The sequence below is a fragment of the Gemmatimonadota bacterium genome, from assembly GCA_040882465.1.
Classification (GTDB): domain Bacteria; phylum Gemmatimonadota; class Gemmatimonadetes; order Longimicrobiales; family Gaopeijiaceae; genus JBBEBG01.
This window is the reverse complement of sequence record JBBEBG010000026.1, coordinates 71,841-85,329: the sequence shown is the minus strand read 5'-3', so window position 1 is coordinate 85,329 and position 13,489 is coordinate 71,841. Positions and strand designations below refer to the sequence as shown.

Genomic DNA, 13,489 nt, shown 5'->3' with positions numbered 1-13,489 from the left:
CAATGGCCGGAGTCCCCGAAATCCGTTAGATTTCACTGTCTTATGACGGTGTGACGCCGGACCGGTTTCTCCGCGTGCCGGCTGGGTTCCCATCCCCTGAGGATGCCCGCGTCTCGATGGCCGACAAAGCAGAAAAAAAGGCGAAAGACTCCGAGTACACATCCGGGAAAATCCAGGTCCTGAAGGGGCTGGAGGCGGTCCGGAAACGTCCCGGCATGTACATCGGATCCACCTCGGGGCGGGGCCTGCACCACCTCGTGTACGAGGTCGTGGACAACTCGATCGACGAGGCCATGGCCGGCTTTTGCACGAAGGTCGAAGTCACCATCCATGAGGACAATTCAGTCACCGTCGTGGACGACGGCCGCGGGATCCCCGTGGACATCCATCCCACCGAAAATATCTCGGGGGTGGAGCTCGCGATGACGATCCTCCACGCGGGCGGGAAGTTCGATAAGGAGAGCTACAAGGTGTCCGGCGGGCTCCACGGCGTGGGCGTGAGCGTCGTGAACGCCCTCTCCGAACGCCTCGACGTCGAAGTCTGGCGCGACGGGGGCCGCTGGACGCAGTCCTTCGCACGCGGCGTGAAACAGACCGAGCTCAATAAAATCGGAAGCTCGAAGGGGAGCGGGACGAAGGTCACCTTCAAGCCCGACACCGAAATCTTCACGGAGCTCGTCTACAACTTCGAAACGCTCTCTTCCCGGCTCAGGGAGCTCGGCTTCCTGAACCGCGGCCTCAGGATCGTCATCAGGGACGAGCGCGCTAACGATCCCAGAGAAGAAGAGTACCGATTCGAAGGCGGTCTCTCCGAGTACGTGGAATATCTTCGTTCCACCCGAACCCCGGTCCACGACAAGGTATTCTATTTCGAGACCTCCCGGCCGGAGGCCGAGATCGAGCTAGCCCTCCAATACGACACGGGCTTCTCAGAAAACACGCACACCTTCGTGAACAACATCAATACCCACGAAGGGGGGACTCACCTCACCGGTCTCAAGGCGGCGCTCACCCGCACGATCAACGACTACGCGAAGAAGAACAATCTCCTGAAGAAGGCCGACGAGTCGCTTTCCGGCGACGATGTCCGTGAGGGGCTTACCTGCGTCCTCTCTGTGCGGGTGATGGAACCGCAGTTCGAGGGGCAGACGAAAACGAAGCTCGGGAATTCCGAAGTCCGGGGCGCGGTCGAGGCGGCGGTCAACGAGCAACTCGCGATCTGGCTGGACGAGAATCCCAAGTCGGCGCGCTCCATCATCGAAAAGTCGCTCCAGGCGGCCCGCGCCCGCGAGGCGGCACGGAAGGCCCGCGACCTAGCGCGAAAAAAAAATGCGCTCGAGGGGGGAATCCTCCCTGGAAAACTCGCCGACTGCTCGCTCAGCGACGCCTCGATGACGGAGATCTTCATCGTCGAGGGAGACAGCGCCGGCGGGAGCGCAAAGCAGGGGCGCGACCGATCCTTCCAGGCCATCCTCCCCATCAAGGGGAAGATCCTGAACGTCGAGCGCGCGCGGATCGACAGGGTCCTGGGGAACGAAGAGATCCGGGCGATGATCACCGCGATCGGGACCGGCATACGGGACGACTTCGACCTCGAAGGCGCACGTTACCACAAGATCATCATCATGACCGACGCGGACGTGGACGGTGCCCACATCCGCACTCTCCTCCTGACTTTTTTCTTCCGCCAGATGAGAGAGCTGATCGAGGCCGGGTACGTGTACATCGCCCAACCGCCCCTCTACCGGGTCGCAAAAGGGAAGGAGGCGCTGTACGCATACTCCGAGGAGCAGCGCGAAGAGGTCGTCAAGCGCCTCACCAACGGAAAAGGGGACGAGGCGAAGGGTTTGAATGTCCAGCGCTACAAGGGGCTGGGTGAAATGAACCCCGACCAGCTCTGGAATACCACGATGGATCCTTCGTCGCGTACGATCTTCCAGGTCACGATGGAAAGCGCCGCGGCTGCGGACCTCATCTTCTCCCGCCTCATGGGCGACGAGGTAGAGCCCCGCCGCGAGTTCATCGAAAAAAACGCTCGCTATGTGAAGAACCTGGACGTCTGAGCCGACGCGTTGCGGCCCTCAAGAGGCGCCCTCAGAAGCGGTTGTTCACCACGTTGTTGAAGATGGAACCGAACTGGTAAGAGATCCCGACGGAGCCCCCGTAGGTGTAGTCGGTCGCTTCCTGCCGGATTCTGAGGAGCCGCTCCTCCTCCGTCAGTCCCCTCCCCGACAAATAGATCTGGTCGCGCACCGAAGAGACATTCCCGTTCAGGTTCAGGTCGAGCCCCCGGGTCAGCCGGTAGCTTAGGTTCCCGTTCAGGGAGAGATTGTAGCGGTGGGTCTTGGGGATGTAACTCGAGGCGACCGCGTTGATGGAGGCGTTTCCCCAGGGCTGGCGCTGCGAAAACCCCACCCGGAAGGCCTGCTCGAGAAGTACCTCGTCGTTTTTCCCATGAATCGTCTCTTCGAAGTAATCGCGATAGACCGGCCCGATCTCGTAGAAGAAGGTGAAGGCGCGCCGGGTCGCCTCTTCGTACGGGAAGACGCTGTATTCGATGGCGGGATTGATCTGCATCCGAAGTCGTTGATTGCGGTTCGTCATCCGCCCTGGGCCCCCCGTGAACCCGATGGACCAGTGCTCCGCGAGGGAATAAACGACGGTCGTGTTGAGGCTCCAATTGATGCGTTCGTCCACGAGGACGGAGCCGTCGGTGCGGTCGATCTCCTGGCGGTTCAGATTCCAGCTTCCCTGAAAGCTCGTCTTCCAGGTCGGGGTCACCCGGGAAGCGTTCAGCCCGGTGTTTAGCTGGATACTCGTTCGGGTCTCTTCCCCGCTGAAGTTCCCGCTCCCGTTCAACCGAAAGGTCCAGAGGTTCCAAGGATCGTCCACCTCGGCAGCGGTGAGGACGCGGTCCGGCACTCCCCCAACGAGACCGCCGTTCAGGGGCTCGATCTGGAGCATTCCCCCGAAGCCCTCGGAGTTTCCGAACTGGGCGAGCGCGAGCGCGAGGGTATAGGCGATGGCGTCGAGCTCCTCCCGTTGCGTGTCCGTCGCGTTGGCCCGGTAGCGGCTTTGGGCGGCATATCCATCGGCGGGGCCCCGCCCGATGAAGTCGAGGATGTATTCTCGTCCTCCGGCGCCGGTCGTCTGGCTCGTCATGATGACATGGACGTTCGAGTCCTGGGCGTCGCGGACCCAGTCCACCCAGACGATCTCCGTTCGGTAATAAGTGAGATCGCACTGCGGTCCCTGGCAGTCGAAAAAGACGCGGGGGCGCGCCGCGCCGTTCGGCTCCTGCGCATCGAGGGAGTGCCCGGCGGCGATCACGATCGCGACGAGGACGAGATGGCTGACGTGGACTCTCCGCATCGCTCTCTTAGCTTGAAGGGTTGAAGTAACCATCACATGGGGCTGGGACGCGCTAGACCCCCGAAATGTTCAGGGTTCCGCCCTCCACGCCCGAACCCGGGAGAGATCGGATGAGCGACCAGGTCCTTGTGGAGCGCCAGGGTGCGGTCCTCGATGTCCGTCTCAATCGGCCCGAAAAGCGGAACGCGTTGACCGTCGAAATGTACGCGGCTCTGGCTGACGCCCTCGAAGGGGCGGAGCGGGATCCGGAGCTGAGGGTGGTTCTCCTCTCCGGGGAAGGGCCCGCGTTCAGCGCCGGGAACGACCTCAAGGACTTCCTCGCGCGCCCGCCCCACCCCGAAAGCGCCCCCACGAATCGCTTCCTCGAGTCGCTGGCGACCGGGACGAAACCGATCGTCGCCGCCGTTCATGGATTCGCGGTCGGGATCGGGACGACACTGCTTCTCCACTGCGATCTTGTGTACGCCGCCGAGGAGACCCGATTCCACCTTCCCTTCGTCCCCCTGGGGCTCGTGCCGGAAGCGGGATCGAGCCTCCTCCTTCCGGAGCGAATCGGGCCCGCACGGGCGGCGGAGATGCTCCTTCTGGCGGAGCCTCTCACGGCCGAAGCGGCCCTGGACGCGGGGCTGGTCACACGCGTATTTCCAGCGGCTTCACTCCTGGAAGAGGCGCGACGACTCGCCGAACGGCTCGCCGCCCTCCCACCGGAGGCGGTGCGGGAGACGAGGGCCCTTTTGCGCTCCGGGCGCGATGTGGTCCGCCACCGGATGCGGCTGGAGGCGCGCGTCTTCGGAGAGCGGCTCCGCTCCGAGGAAGCGCGTCGGGCCATGGAGGCCTTCTTCCAGAAGAAGTAAGCGGGGAAGGCTATCGCGTCGCCCCCCGGCGACGCGCGGGGCCGGCGCCGGAACGACTCACCGTCGCCCCTCAGGGGCGGGCCCTCCCCGAAGCGGCCCGGATCTCCGAGCCCCGCGCGTCCGCGAGCCGGACGAAATCGAGTATCGTCTCCACAGCTTGGACGAAGAAGGCGGGAGTGATCCCCTCGAAGTCGTCCGACGGGGCATGATACCCGGCGTGGTCCTCGACCCCGAAGTAGAGGAAGGGGATTCCCGCCTCGTGAAACGGCCCATGGTCGGAGGCGAGGGTCCAGTCGTCCCCCGAAGGGAGATCCGGTGTGTCGTGCCCGAGGAGGACGCGCGCCCCGGAAGTGCCGGCCACGTCCGCCACGAGCGGGGCGAGGAAGGGATAGTGGTGGGTACCGGCCGCGTACAACTCCCCCAGCTCGCTCCGGCTCACCATGTCGAGATTGACGTTCAGGAGGACCGTGGCGAGCGGGGTCGGCGGATCGGCGATGAACTCGCGGGCACCCCGAAGCCCCATTTCCTCGGCGTCGAGGAGGGCGAAGAGGAAGGAGTGACGCGGGGGCTCGGCCGCGAAGCGCGCCGCGAGGGCGAGGAGCGCGGCCGTCCCGGAGGCGTTGTCGTCCGCGCCGTTGAAAATCTCTCCTTCCCGGATCCCGAGGTGATCGTAGTGCGCCGTGACGACGATGAACTCGTCTGGATGCTCGGTCCCGCGCACCACCCCGAGGAGGTTGACCGCCTCGACCTCCCCGCCGCCGGTCGGGAAGCGGAACGAACGTTCGAATCTCCCATCCATCGGAGCGATCCCGCGAGCCGCGAGCTCGGCGACGAGGTAGCGGCGGGCGCGCTGGATCCCCTCGCTTCCGGCCCGCCGCCCCTCCATCGAGTCGTGGGCGAGGATGGCGACGTCGGCAAGGAGGCGATCCCGCTCGACGGCCGTGAGCGAGTCCGAGGCGGTGGGGGCCGGACGGAAAACCTCCCCGCCGGGCGAGGCGAGGGCACTTTCCCGGCCGGCGAGCTCACCTTCCGGGGAAACGCCACCCACGCACGAACCGGAAAGCGCGAGGGTGACCGCGATGGTTGATCGGAAGGGAGGTGAGAGGAGCCGCATGGCAGAGTCGCTCTGGCGGAGAACGGCGTGGGGTGGGGATCCCTGGCCCCTCTAGATCGTACCATTACACTCCACGGGGGGTGGTGTTCGCCGGGTCCGTGGCGGCGTATCGTATCGTAGGCGATCCTCACTCGGAGAACACACCGTGAAGCGACTGACGCAGCCGATTTCGAACGCCCTTTTCCTTCTCTGGTTTATTTTTCCCCTCCCCGCGGCGGCACAGATCGCTCCGGAGGAATATGCCGGGAGGCGGGAATCACTCGCCGAGGTCGTGCAGAACGGTCTCGTTCTGGGGATGGGGAGCGCGGAACCGCCACAGGACTACATCTCCTTTTTCCAGAACTCTCCTTTCCGGTATCTCACCGGGTTCACCGAGCCGAACGCGGCCCTGGTCATGCTCGTGCGAAACGGGCAGATCGAACGCGAGATTCTTTTCGTGAACCCCCGGGCGCCCGCCGACGAGACCTGGGAGGGATACCGCGTGGGACCCGAGGGCGCGCGGGCGGCCACGGGAATCGCCGGCCGGAGCGTGGACGAGCTCACGGAAGTCCTGGATTCTCTCCTCGCATCGGGGTGGTCGTCGGTGAGCGTGGCCGGACCATACGCGCCGTCCGCGGAGATCAAAAACGACGTGACGCAACGGGTCCAGGGGCTCCTCGGAGGTCGGAACGGGGTCGAGGTCCAATCGGTTTCCGGGGCGGTAAGTCAACTCCGCGGAGTGAAGTCCGAGGCGGAGATCGCACTCCTCCTCCGCGCGACCGCGATCACCATCCAGGCGCATGATGAAATCATGGGCGCCCTCGGGCCGGGCATGAACGAGTTCGAGATCCAGGCCCTTCTCGAGTACACCTTCCGCCGCTACGGGGCAGAGCGGCCGGCCTTTTCCTCCATCGTGGGCTCGGGGCGCAATTCGACCGTCCTCCACTACAACGCGAACGACCGATACATGGAAACGGGAGACGTCGTCGTCGTGGACATCGGCGCGAGTTACGGGGGGTATGCCGCCGACGTCACGAGAACCTTCCCCGTGCGCGGGCGTTTTACCGACGCTCAGCGGGAGATCTACCAGCTCGTCCGGGACGCTCAGGCGGCGGCCGAGGCGATCGCGCGTCCCGGTGTCACCCAGGCGCAGATGTCGCAGGTGGCCACGAGCGTTCTCGCCCGCGGCCTGACCGGGCTCGGCCTGATCGAGGGGCCCAACGCGACCTACGATGAGGCGGGCGGGCAGCAGGTTCCCCAGTACTTCCTCTATTATATGCACGCCCTGGGACATGGGATCGGCCTGGATGTACACGATCCCTGGCCCTCCACTTTGGAGGCGGGTGTTCCCTTCACGATCGAACCCGGGATTTATGTCCGCCCCAACCTCTTCACCGAAGTGCTTCCCGATACGCCGCGAAATCGCGCCCTACGGGACGCCGTCGCCCCGGCTTTCCAGCGGTACGTGAACATCGGGGTCCGGATCGAGGACGATTACCTGATCACCGAAGGCGGGGTGGAGTGGATCTCTCCGGGTCCGAGGGAGATCGAGGAGATCGAAGCGGGAATGGCCCGGCCCTGGACCGCGCCGGAGGGGCGCAACGCGGACTGGGTGGAGTGGTATCGCGAGTGGAGGTGAAGGCGGCGCCGCCCATCCCCCTTATCCGGCGATTCGCGGGGATCGCGCTCGGTGTCCTGGGGTGGGTGGGCTTCCTCGCCCTCAGCTATTCTCCCGCTCTCGCCGAGCTGTTCGCTGGCACGGGACCGATTCCCGAGCTCCGGCGGGGGCTCTCGCTCCTTTCCGGGATCATCGCGTTTTCGCTCGCCGAGCTCTTCGTCGCGGCGGTTCTCGTCCGCCAGCTCGTCGGTGGCGCGAAGGGGCTTCGGAGGCTCCTCTCGGGTGAAATCGGGTTCGCCCGTTCCGTGGGGGCCGGAACGCTGCGCCTCGCGCAGGACGCCGGGATCGTCCTCTTCCTCTTCTACCTCCTTTGGGGAGCCCAGTACGCGCGCCCCGGACTCGAGGCCCGCTTGGAGATCGAGACCGCGGGAGAGGTGAGCTCGGCCGAGCTGCACCGGCTTGCGCTCAGAGCGGTGGAGACCTCGAATCTCCTCTACCGCGAGATTCACGGCTCCGAGGACGCGGGCGAACCGACCTCCGCGCAGCCGATTTCATCGGCGAGCCGAGCCCTCGACGAGGCCTGGGCACGGGTTCAGCAAGAATTCCGATTCCATCCGCTGGTCGCGAAGGATTTTGGTGCGCCCAAGGCGTTCCTCGCTTCACGCATGGTGAAGCCCTTCGGGATCGCGGGGATGCACTTCCCATTCACCGGAGAAGCCCTCGTCCTCGGGGACCTTCCCGCCGTCATCCAGGGAATCGATTTAGGGCACGAAATGGCGCACCAGCGGGGATTCGCCAGGGAGGACGAAGCAAATGTGCTCGGTTTCCTCGTCGCCCGGGCATCCGACGATCCCGTCGCCCGTTATGGAGCCTACGTCTTTCTCCAGCGACAGCTCCTCTCCGCGCTCCAGAGTGTCTCCCCGTCGGAGGCGCGGGAGCTCGCTAGAAGCCGGGATCCCGGGGTCACGCGAGACCTCGAGGACCTACGGGCGTATTGGGAGCCCACGCAGGGTGTCGCCCGCGCCGCGGCGACGCGCGCCAACGACGTCATGCTCAGGTCCCACGGGATTCCCGAGGGGGTTTCGAGTTATCAGGGGAGCGTCTGGGTTCTCATCGCCCTCGCACGAGCGCGAGGAGAGGAGGTCCTCTTTCCCCCTCCCCCCGCGCCCGCGGTGTCCCAGGCGCCGAAAATCTGAGGGGCGTATCCCCGGCGCTACGCGGCCCAGAGCGCCTCGAGCCGCCCGGCGATTCCCACCCAACCCCGTTCGTGGTGCGCCCGAGCCTCTTCCGAGGGAAGTCCGGTGTGAGTAAGGCGGAGGATGGTCTGGCCGCCTTTCTCGGAGAGGTCGAAGGCCACGATGGAGTCCATCGGGTCCTGCCCCTCCCAGCTCCAGGTATACGACAGTCGTCTACCGGGGGTGATTTCTCGGAAGACACCGAAACAGGTGTGAGTCTTCCCATCGGGCGCATGCATGGCGATGCGGAAAGTCCCCCCGACTCGGAGGTCCCATTCGAGGACCTCGGTCCGGAAATCGTCCGTGGGGGCGTACCATCGGGAGAGCTCGGAGCGCTTGGTCAGTGCGTCCCACACTTTGCCTGCCGGGGCATGCAGCGTGCGCTCCAGCTCGATCTCGTGCGCCTTCGTCTTCGGGGTCATTCTTCGGCTCCCTTCGCTGGGTGATCGGGAACTTCTACGGCGGTCGCCTCGACGACCCTCACGAGCCGGTCGAGGCACGACTCCCAGAACTTCCTGTGGCGTTCCATCCATTCCTCCCCGCGAAGCATGGCGGCAGGATCGAGGACGCAGGTGTGGGTGCGACCGCGCCTTTCGCGCCGGATGAGCCCGGCTTCTTCGAGCTTCTTCACATGCTTCGTAACGGCCGGCTTTGTCATCGCGAAGGGGCGTCCGAGCTCGCCGATGGTGGCGGGTCCTCGGCTCAGTCGTCGCACCATGGCGCGGCGCGTGGCGTCGGCGAGGGCCAGAAAAAGGGCGTCGTACCTGCGTTCAGAATAGTTAACCATTAGGTGAACTATAGAGGGACGAAGAGGCCGGCGCAAGAGATGTGGTGGGGAACTTCCGGAGGCGGCCGAAGCGAAGGTGGAGGAGCGAAGTGATGCCAAAAAAAAGGGGGAGGCGGGCGCGGGGCCGGTACCGGTTCGGCGGTCGTCCGAGGGCGATAAGAGTCAGGGTCCGCTCGTACGTTCCTCCCGCATGAGGATCCAGCCGTCCGGGTCGAGTCGCATCGCGGCGGGGCGCTCGGGGATCGCAACTTCCATGACCCACTCCCGGGCCTCGATCCATTGGGTGACGCGATGGACTCCTCCGTCGAGCTGGAACTCGAGCTCGATGGGGAGGCGATAAACGGGCCAGGACAGGTCCTGGATCTGCGTGATGTTGACTCGGGCGCGGTGGGCGCCCTCGTCCCAGCTCCAGGCGGTGCGGAAGACCGGGTAGCCCGGGCGATAGAGCCAGGGTTGAAAGAACCACTCGAGCGACTGGCCGTACTCGTCTTCCATCGCGCGCTGGAAGTCCGCGGTAACCACGTTGCCGCCCGCGTGGCGGAGGTAATACCGCTGAAGCCCGGCGAAGAAGGCGCGATCGCCCATCACCCAGCGGAGCATGTGCAGGACGAGGGCGCCCTTTTCGTAGGAATTTTCGTTCAGGAGGTCGAGAAGATTCGAGACGGACTCGTCCACCACAGGGCGTCCGACAACGTCGGAATCGAGGTACTCGGCGCGCGCCCGTGTTATCCGGCTCTTGAATGCGGCGTCGCTTTCGGCGTGTTCCCAGAAATAGGGACCCAGGTAGCTGGCGAACCCCTCCGAGAGCCAGAGGTGCGACCACTCGGCCGGGGTCACCGAGTTTCCGAACCACTGATGGGCGATCTCATGGGCGACGGTTCCTTCGATGTCGCGGCGCTGCGCGATCGCCTGTTCCGAATAGAAGATGGCCGACGCGTTCTCCATTCCTCCGAAGCGGGTCGAGGACTGAACGTTGGCAAGCTTCTCGAAGGGATACGGTCCAAGGAGGCCCGCGTAGAGGTCCACCATCTGCGGCGCCCGCGCGAAGACCTGGGCGGCGTGCTCGAGGTCGGCCGGGAAAGCCCACCCCGTGACCTCGACGCATCCGTCGGGACGAGGGGATGCGGGGGCCCTGCCGCACGCCGCGAGCCCCTGGTCGAGAACCTCCATCTCGGCGACGCCGACGACCATCAGGTAGGTCGGGATCGAGACGCGGGATTCCCATCGCCAGGTGACGAGCCCCCCGATCCCCCCCGTGCGGGAAGAGTCCGCGGGCACCGGCGCTCCCACCTGAACTCCGTTCGCGATGACGCGCTTTCCCTCGGGGGCGTGAACGGTGAAGGAAACGGTTGCCTTGTCGGATGGGTGATCGTTGGCGGGAAACCAATACCGCGCCCGATCGGGCCAGTTGTCCGCAAACGCGGACGGTGCGCCATGCACGTTGTCCCGCAGGATGAGGCCATCGTCGGGGACGCCGCGCGCCATCACTTCGACCTGGAGGGTGTCGTAAATCCCGGGGCGGCCCGGGCTTTGAAACCGGAGGAGCCCCTCGTCCTGGACGAAGTCGAGGGCCCGGCCCCTGTGGGTGACGAGCACGACGGGAAGCCCCGTGAAGTCGAGCTCCACGAGGTGCGGGCCGACGCCATCCCGGAGGTACCGGATCGTCGTCCGAGTGGAAACGCGGTCGTTCTCGGGAGGGAGGACGAGCTCCACGTCGTAGTGGAGGACGTTCATGTTCCGGGTGGTGCCCCCGGAGGGCGGCGGAACTCCGATTGCGATCGGCTCGGGTTCGACGAGTGAATCCGCGTAGGCGAGTGGCGGCGGGGAAACCGAATCCCAGAGTGGAGCGAGCGGCGTCTCCGGGCCCCGGAACCAGGGCATGTACGAACACCCCGCCGCAGCGAGCGACAGGAAACTCCAGAAGAAGAGGACGACCGCGCCCGGCGGTGCGCCGCGGCGGTTGAAGCGCGCGGGCCCGCTCCGGTTAGCCATCCGCCTTCCGCTCTCGCCGCATCTCGAATCCGCGGACGAGCACGTAAGCAACGAGGGAGACGAGGAAAAAGACGAGGAGCATCCAGGCCATGCTCTGGAGAGATCCCATGATCGTGCCGTAAACCTCGAGCACCCAGCGGTCTCGATCCAGAACGAGTTGGGTGCCTCCCGGAGCCTCTGTGGAGAGATAGCGCTCCATCTGGTAAATGCGCACCCCTCCGGATACGCCCACGATCACGACGGCGAAAAAGACGTAGCGTCGCCATGCGGGTGCCAGCTCCACACCGACCAATCTCTCGAGGATCCGGCCGATTGGCACGCGAAATGTGGCTCCCACCGCGAGGGAGACGGCGAGGGAGATGAGGAGCGTCGCGAGGAGGAGCGAAAGAAACATGGAATGAGCCCGTCAGGTGCGGAGGCGCGGATCCAGGGCGTCCCGGAGGCCGTCGCCGAGAAGGTTGAATGCCACCACGGTAAAGACGATGGCGAGCCCTGGAAAGGTGGCGATCCACCAGGCCGTGAGGAGGGCGTCCCGCCCCTCCGAGATCATGTTTCCCCAGCTAGGGGTGGGTGCCTGCACGCCGAGCCCGAGGAAGGAGAGGCCGGCCTCGACGAGGATCGTGTTCCCGATCAGGAGGGTCGAGAAGACGATCACCGGAGCGAGGGTATTGGGGATTACGTGTCGAAGCACGATACGGAGATCGCTCATCCCCAGGGCACGGGCCGCCTGCACGAACTCTCGTTCGCGGAGCGAGAGCACTTCGCTCCGGACGATCCGCGCGATTCCCATCCACCCCGTGAATCCGAGGATGGCCACCACCATGAAAATCGACGGCTCGAACATCGCGATGATGACGATGAGGAGGATGAGCCGGGGGAAGGCGAGCATCAGGTCGGTGAGGCGCATCAGTCCCGAGTCCACGAATCCGCCGAAGTATCCTCCTACCGCGCCCAGCAGCGTGCCGATGGTCACACCGATCGCCATCGCGATGAAGCCGATGGAGAGCGAGATCCGCGCCCCATAAAGGGTACGCGTGAAGATGTCCCGGCCGAAGCGGTCGGTTCCCATGAAGTTTTCGAGGGAAGGGCTAAGGTACCGCGTCGCGACGATGTCGCCCTGGACGGCCGGGTCGAAGGGGGCGATGAGGGGGGTGAGGAGGGTCACGACGTACAGGACGATCATGACCCCCAGTCCTGCCATCGCCATCCGGTTCTTCCTGAAGCTCTGCGCGGCGATCGCCCACTGGGAGACGCCGCCGCGTGCCTCTCGGGAGGGCTCGCGCTCTCGGAGGTCGCGGAGGGCCACGCCCCAGGTCAGCGCCAGGAGGAGAAGGAGGGTCCCTAACGCGAGCAAGCCGTCCAGCCGGAGGACCGGCGCCTGAACGATCGCAATGACGCGGTTCCACCTCACCACGCCGAGGGCCAAGGACGCGCCCCAGGTCGCCAGGAGCGTCGTGCCCAGGCCGAGCCGTCCCCGGCGGAGATGATTCGCTCCGGGGAGGAGAGCGGCGAAGGCGAGATCGAGGGGGCGCGTCATCCTACTTCACTCGGATCCGCGGATCGGCCACCGCGTAAAGCGCGTCGGCGACGAGGTTCCCCAGGATCACCATCACGGAGATGACGAAGCTCGTCGCCATGATGAGCGGATAGTCCCGCTGGAAGACTGCGTCCACGATGAGCCGTCCCATTCCCGGCCAGGCGAAGATCGTCTCGACGAGCACCGATCCCCCGAAGAGGTAGGGAAGGGTGAGACCCATGAGCGTGATGATCGGGAGAAGGGCGTTCCGCAGGGCGTGCTTAAAAACCACCTTCCCCTCGCTGAGCCCCTTCGCACGGGCCGTGCGGATGTAATCCTGTCGGATCACCTCGAGCATCGAGCCACGCATGTAGCGGGCGACCCCCGCGGCCGAACCCACCCCGAGCGCGATCGAGGGCAGGATGAGATGCATGATGCGATCCCCGATCTGCGCACCCGGGTTCATCGTACCGTAATTCAGGCTCGTCATCTGGGACGCCGGGAATTGGATCCACCAGTCCCCCTGGCTCGCCTTGAGCGCGAAGATCAGGATGAGCATGAGGGCAAACCAGAACCCCGGCATCGAATAAAAAAAGAGGGCCAGAAAGGTGAGGACGTTGTCCCCGGTTGAGTACTGGCGCACCGCCTGGTAAATCCCGATGAGCATCCCCAGGACGAAGATGATCACGAGGGAGACGAGAGTGAGCTGGAGGGTGTTCCACATCACTTCGGGGAGAATGTCGGCGATCGGCCGCATCTGGCCGAAGGAATAGCCGAAGTCCCCGCGCACGAAGGCGCCCATCCACCTTAGATACTGAATGGGGAGGGGCTGGTCGAGGCCGAGGTTGGCGCGCATCTGCGCGATCACCTCGGGACTGATGTTCGGATCGAAGTACCGGGTCGTCGGATCACCCGGTGCCAGATGCATCAAAAAAAAGATGAGGGTGAGGATCCCCAGGATCAGGGGGATTGCCCCGAGGAGCCGCCGGCCGAGGAAGGCGAACACTGCAGTCCTGACCGGC

The 13,489-nt window shown here is 65.1% G+C and carries 12 protein-coding genes; 4 read left to right on the top strand and 8 right to left on the bottom strand.

All coding sequences use genetic code 11. The features are described from left to right. Positions 1–116 precede the first annotated feature (116 nt). Complete coding sequence (gyrB, locus tag WEG36_08315; protein ID MEX1257606.1) at positions 117–2,063, top strand: DNA topoisomerase (ATP-hydrolyzing) subunit B; 1,947 nt, start codon at positions 117–119, stop codon at positions 2,061–2,063. Between the two features lie 31 nt (positions 2,064–2,094). Here the strand turns inward: gyrB and WEG36_08310 are convergent, their stop codons facing one another. Continuing rightward, positions 2,095–3,372, bottom strand: a complete 1,278-nt coding sequence (locus WEG36_08310) for a hypothetical protein (GenBank protein ID MEX1257605.1) — start codon at positions 3,370–3,372, stop codon at positions 2,095–2,097. Between the two features lie 110 nt (positions 3,373–3,482). Here WEG36_08310 and WEG36_08305 point away from each other — a divergent pair, with 110 nt between their 5' ends. Continuing rightward, entirely contained in the window at positions 3,483–4,226 is a 744-nt protein-coding gene (locus tag WEG36_08305; protein MEX1257604.1) for an enoyl-CoA hydratase, read from the top strand. A gap of 70 nt (positions 4,227–4,296) precedes the next feature. Here WEG36_08305 and WEG36_08300 read toward each other — a convergent pair whose 3' ends face one another. Then, positions 4,297–5,340 (bottom strand): M28 family peptidase, encoded by a 1,044-nt coding sequence (locus tag WEG36_08300; protein ID MEX1257603.1) that lies wholly within the window; start codon positions 5,338–5,340, stop codon positions 4,297–4,299. Positions 5,341–5,485: 145 nt separating this feature from the next. Between WEG36_08300 and WEG36_08295 the strand changes: the two genes are divergently transcribed. Together WEG36_08295 and WEG36_08290 are read left to right on the top strand one after the other, a co-directional pair. Continuing rightward, a complete protein-coding gene (locus WEG36_08295; GenBank protein ID MEX1257602.1) occupies positions 5,486–6,958 on the top strand; it encodes an aminopeptidase P family protein in 1,473 nt (490 codons plus the stop codon). After that, the gene (locus WEG36_08290) at positions 6,937–8,133 is read left to right on the top strand and encodes a DUF3810 domain-containing protein (protein MEX1257601.1); all 1,197 of its coding nucleotides are present in this window, start codon (positions 6,937–6,939) and stop codon (positions 8,131–8,133) included. Before WEG36_08295 ends, WEG36_08290 begins: the two co-directional genes overlap by 22 nt. Positions 8,134–8,150: 17 nt before the next feature. Here the strand turns inward: WEG36_08290 and WEG36_08285 are convergent, their stop codons facing one another. The 6 genes from WEG36_08285 to WEG36_08260 all read right to left on the bottom strand — a co-directional run bounded on the left by WEG36_08285 (position 8,151) and on the right by WEG36_08260 (position 13,473). Then, on the bottom strand, positions 8,151–8,594 hold the full coding sequence (locus WEG36_08285; protein MEX1257600.1) for an SRPBCC domain-containing protein: 444 nt from the start codon (positions 8,592–8,594) through the stop codon (positions 8,151–8,153). After that, on the bottom strand, positions 8,591–8,959 hold the full coding sequence (locus tag WEG36_08280) for a metalloregulator ArsR/SmtB family transcription factor (protein ID MEX1257599.1): 369 nt from the start codon (positions 8,957–8,959) through the stop codon (positions 8,591–8,593). The genes WEG36_08285 and WEG36_08280 overlap by 4 nt, the downstream gene beginning before the upstream one ends. Before the next feature lie 162 nt (positions 8,960–9,121). Further along, the gene (locus WEG36_08275) at positions 9,122–10,951 is read right to left on the bottom strand and encodes a M1 family metallopeptidase (GenBank protein MEX1257598.1); all 1,830 of its coding nucleotides are present in this window, start codon (positions 10,949–10,951) and stop codon (positions 9,122–9,124) included. Further along, positions 10,944–11,345, bottom strand: a complete 402-nt coding sequence (locus tag WEG36_08270) for a hypothetical protein (GenBank protein ID MEX1257597.1) — start codon at positions 11,343–11,345, stop codon at positions 10,944–10,946. The genes WEG36_08275 and WEG36_08270 overlap by 8 nt, the downstream gene beginning before the upstream one ends. Positions 11,346–11,357: 12 nt before the next feature. Then, positions 11,358–12,488: an ABC transporter permease gene (locus WEG36_08265; protein MEX1257596.1), complete on the bottom strand. Its 1,131-nt coding sequence runs from the start codon at positions 12,486–12,488 to the stop codon at positions 11,358–11,360. Position 12,489: 1 nt separating this feature from the next. Then, positions 12,490–13,473, bottom strand: a complete 984-nt coding sequence (locus WEG36_08260) for an ABC transporter permease (protein MEX1257595.1) — start codon at positions 13,471–13,473, stop codon at positions 12,490–12,492. Between the last annotated feature and the right edge of the window lie 16 nt (positions 13,474–13,489).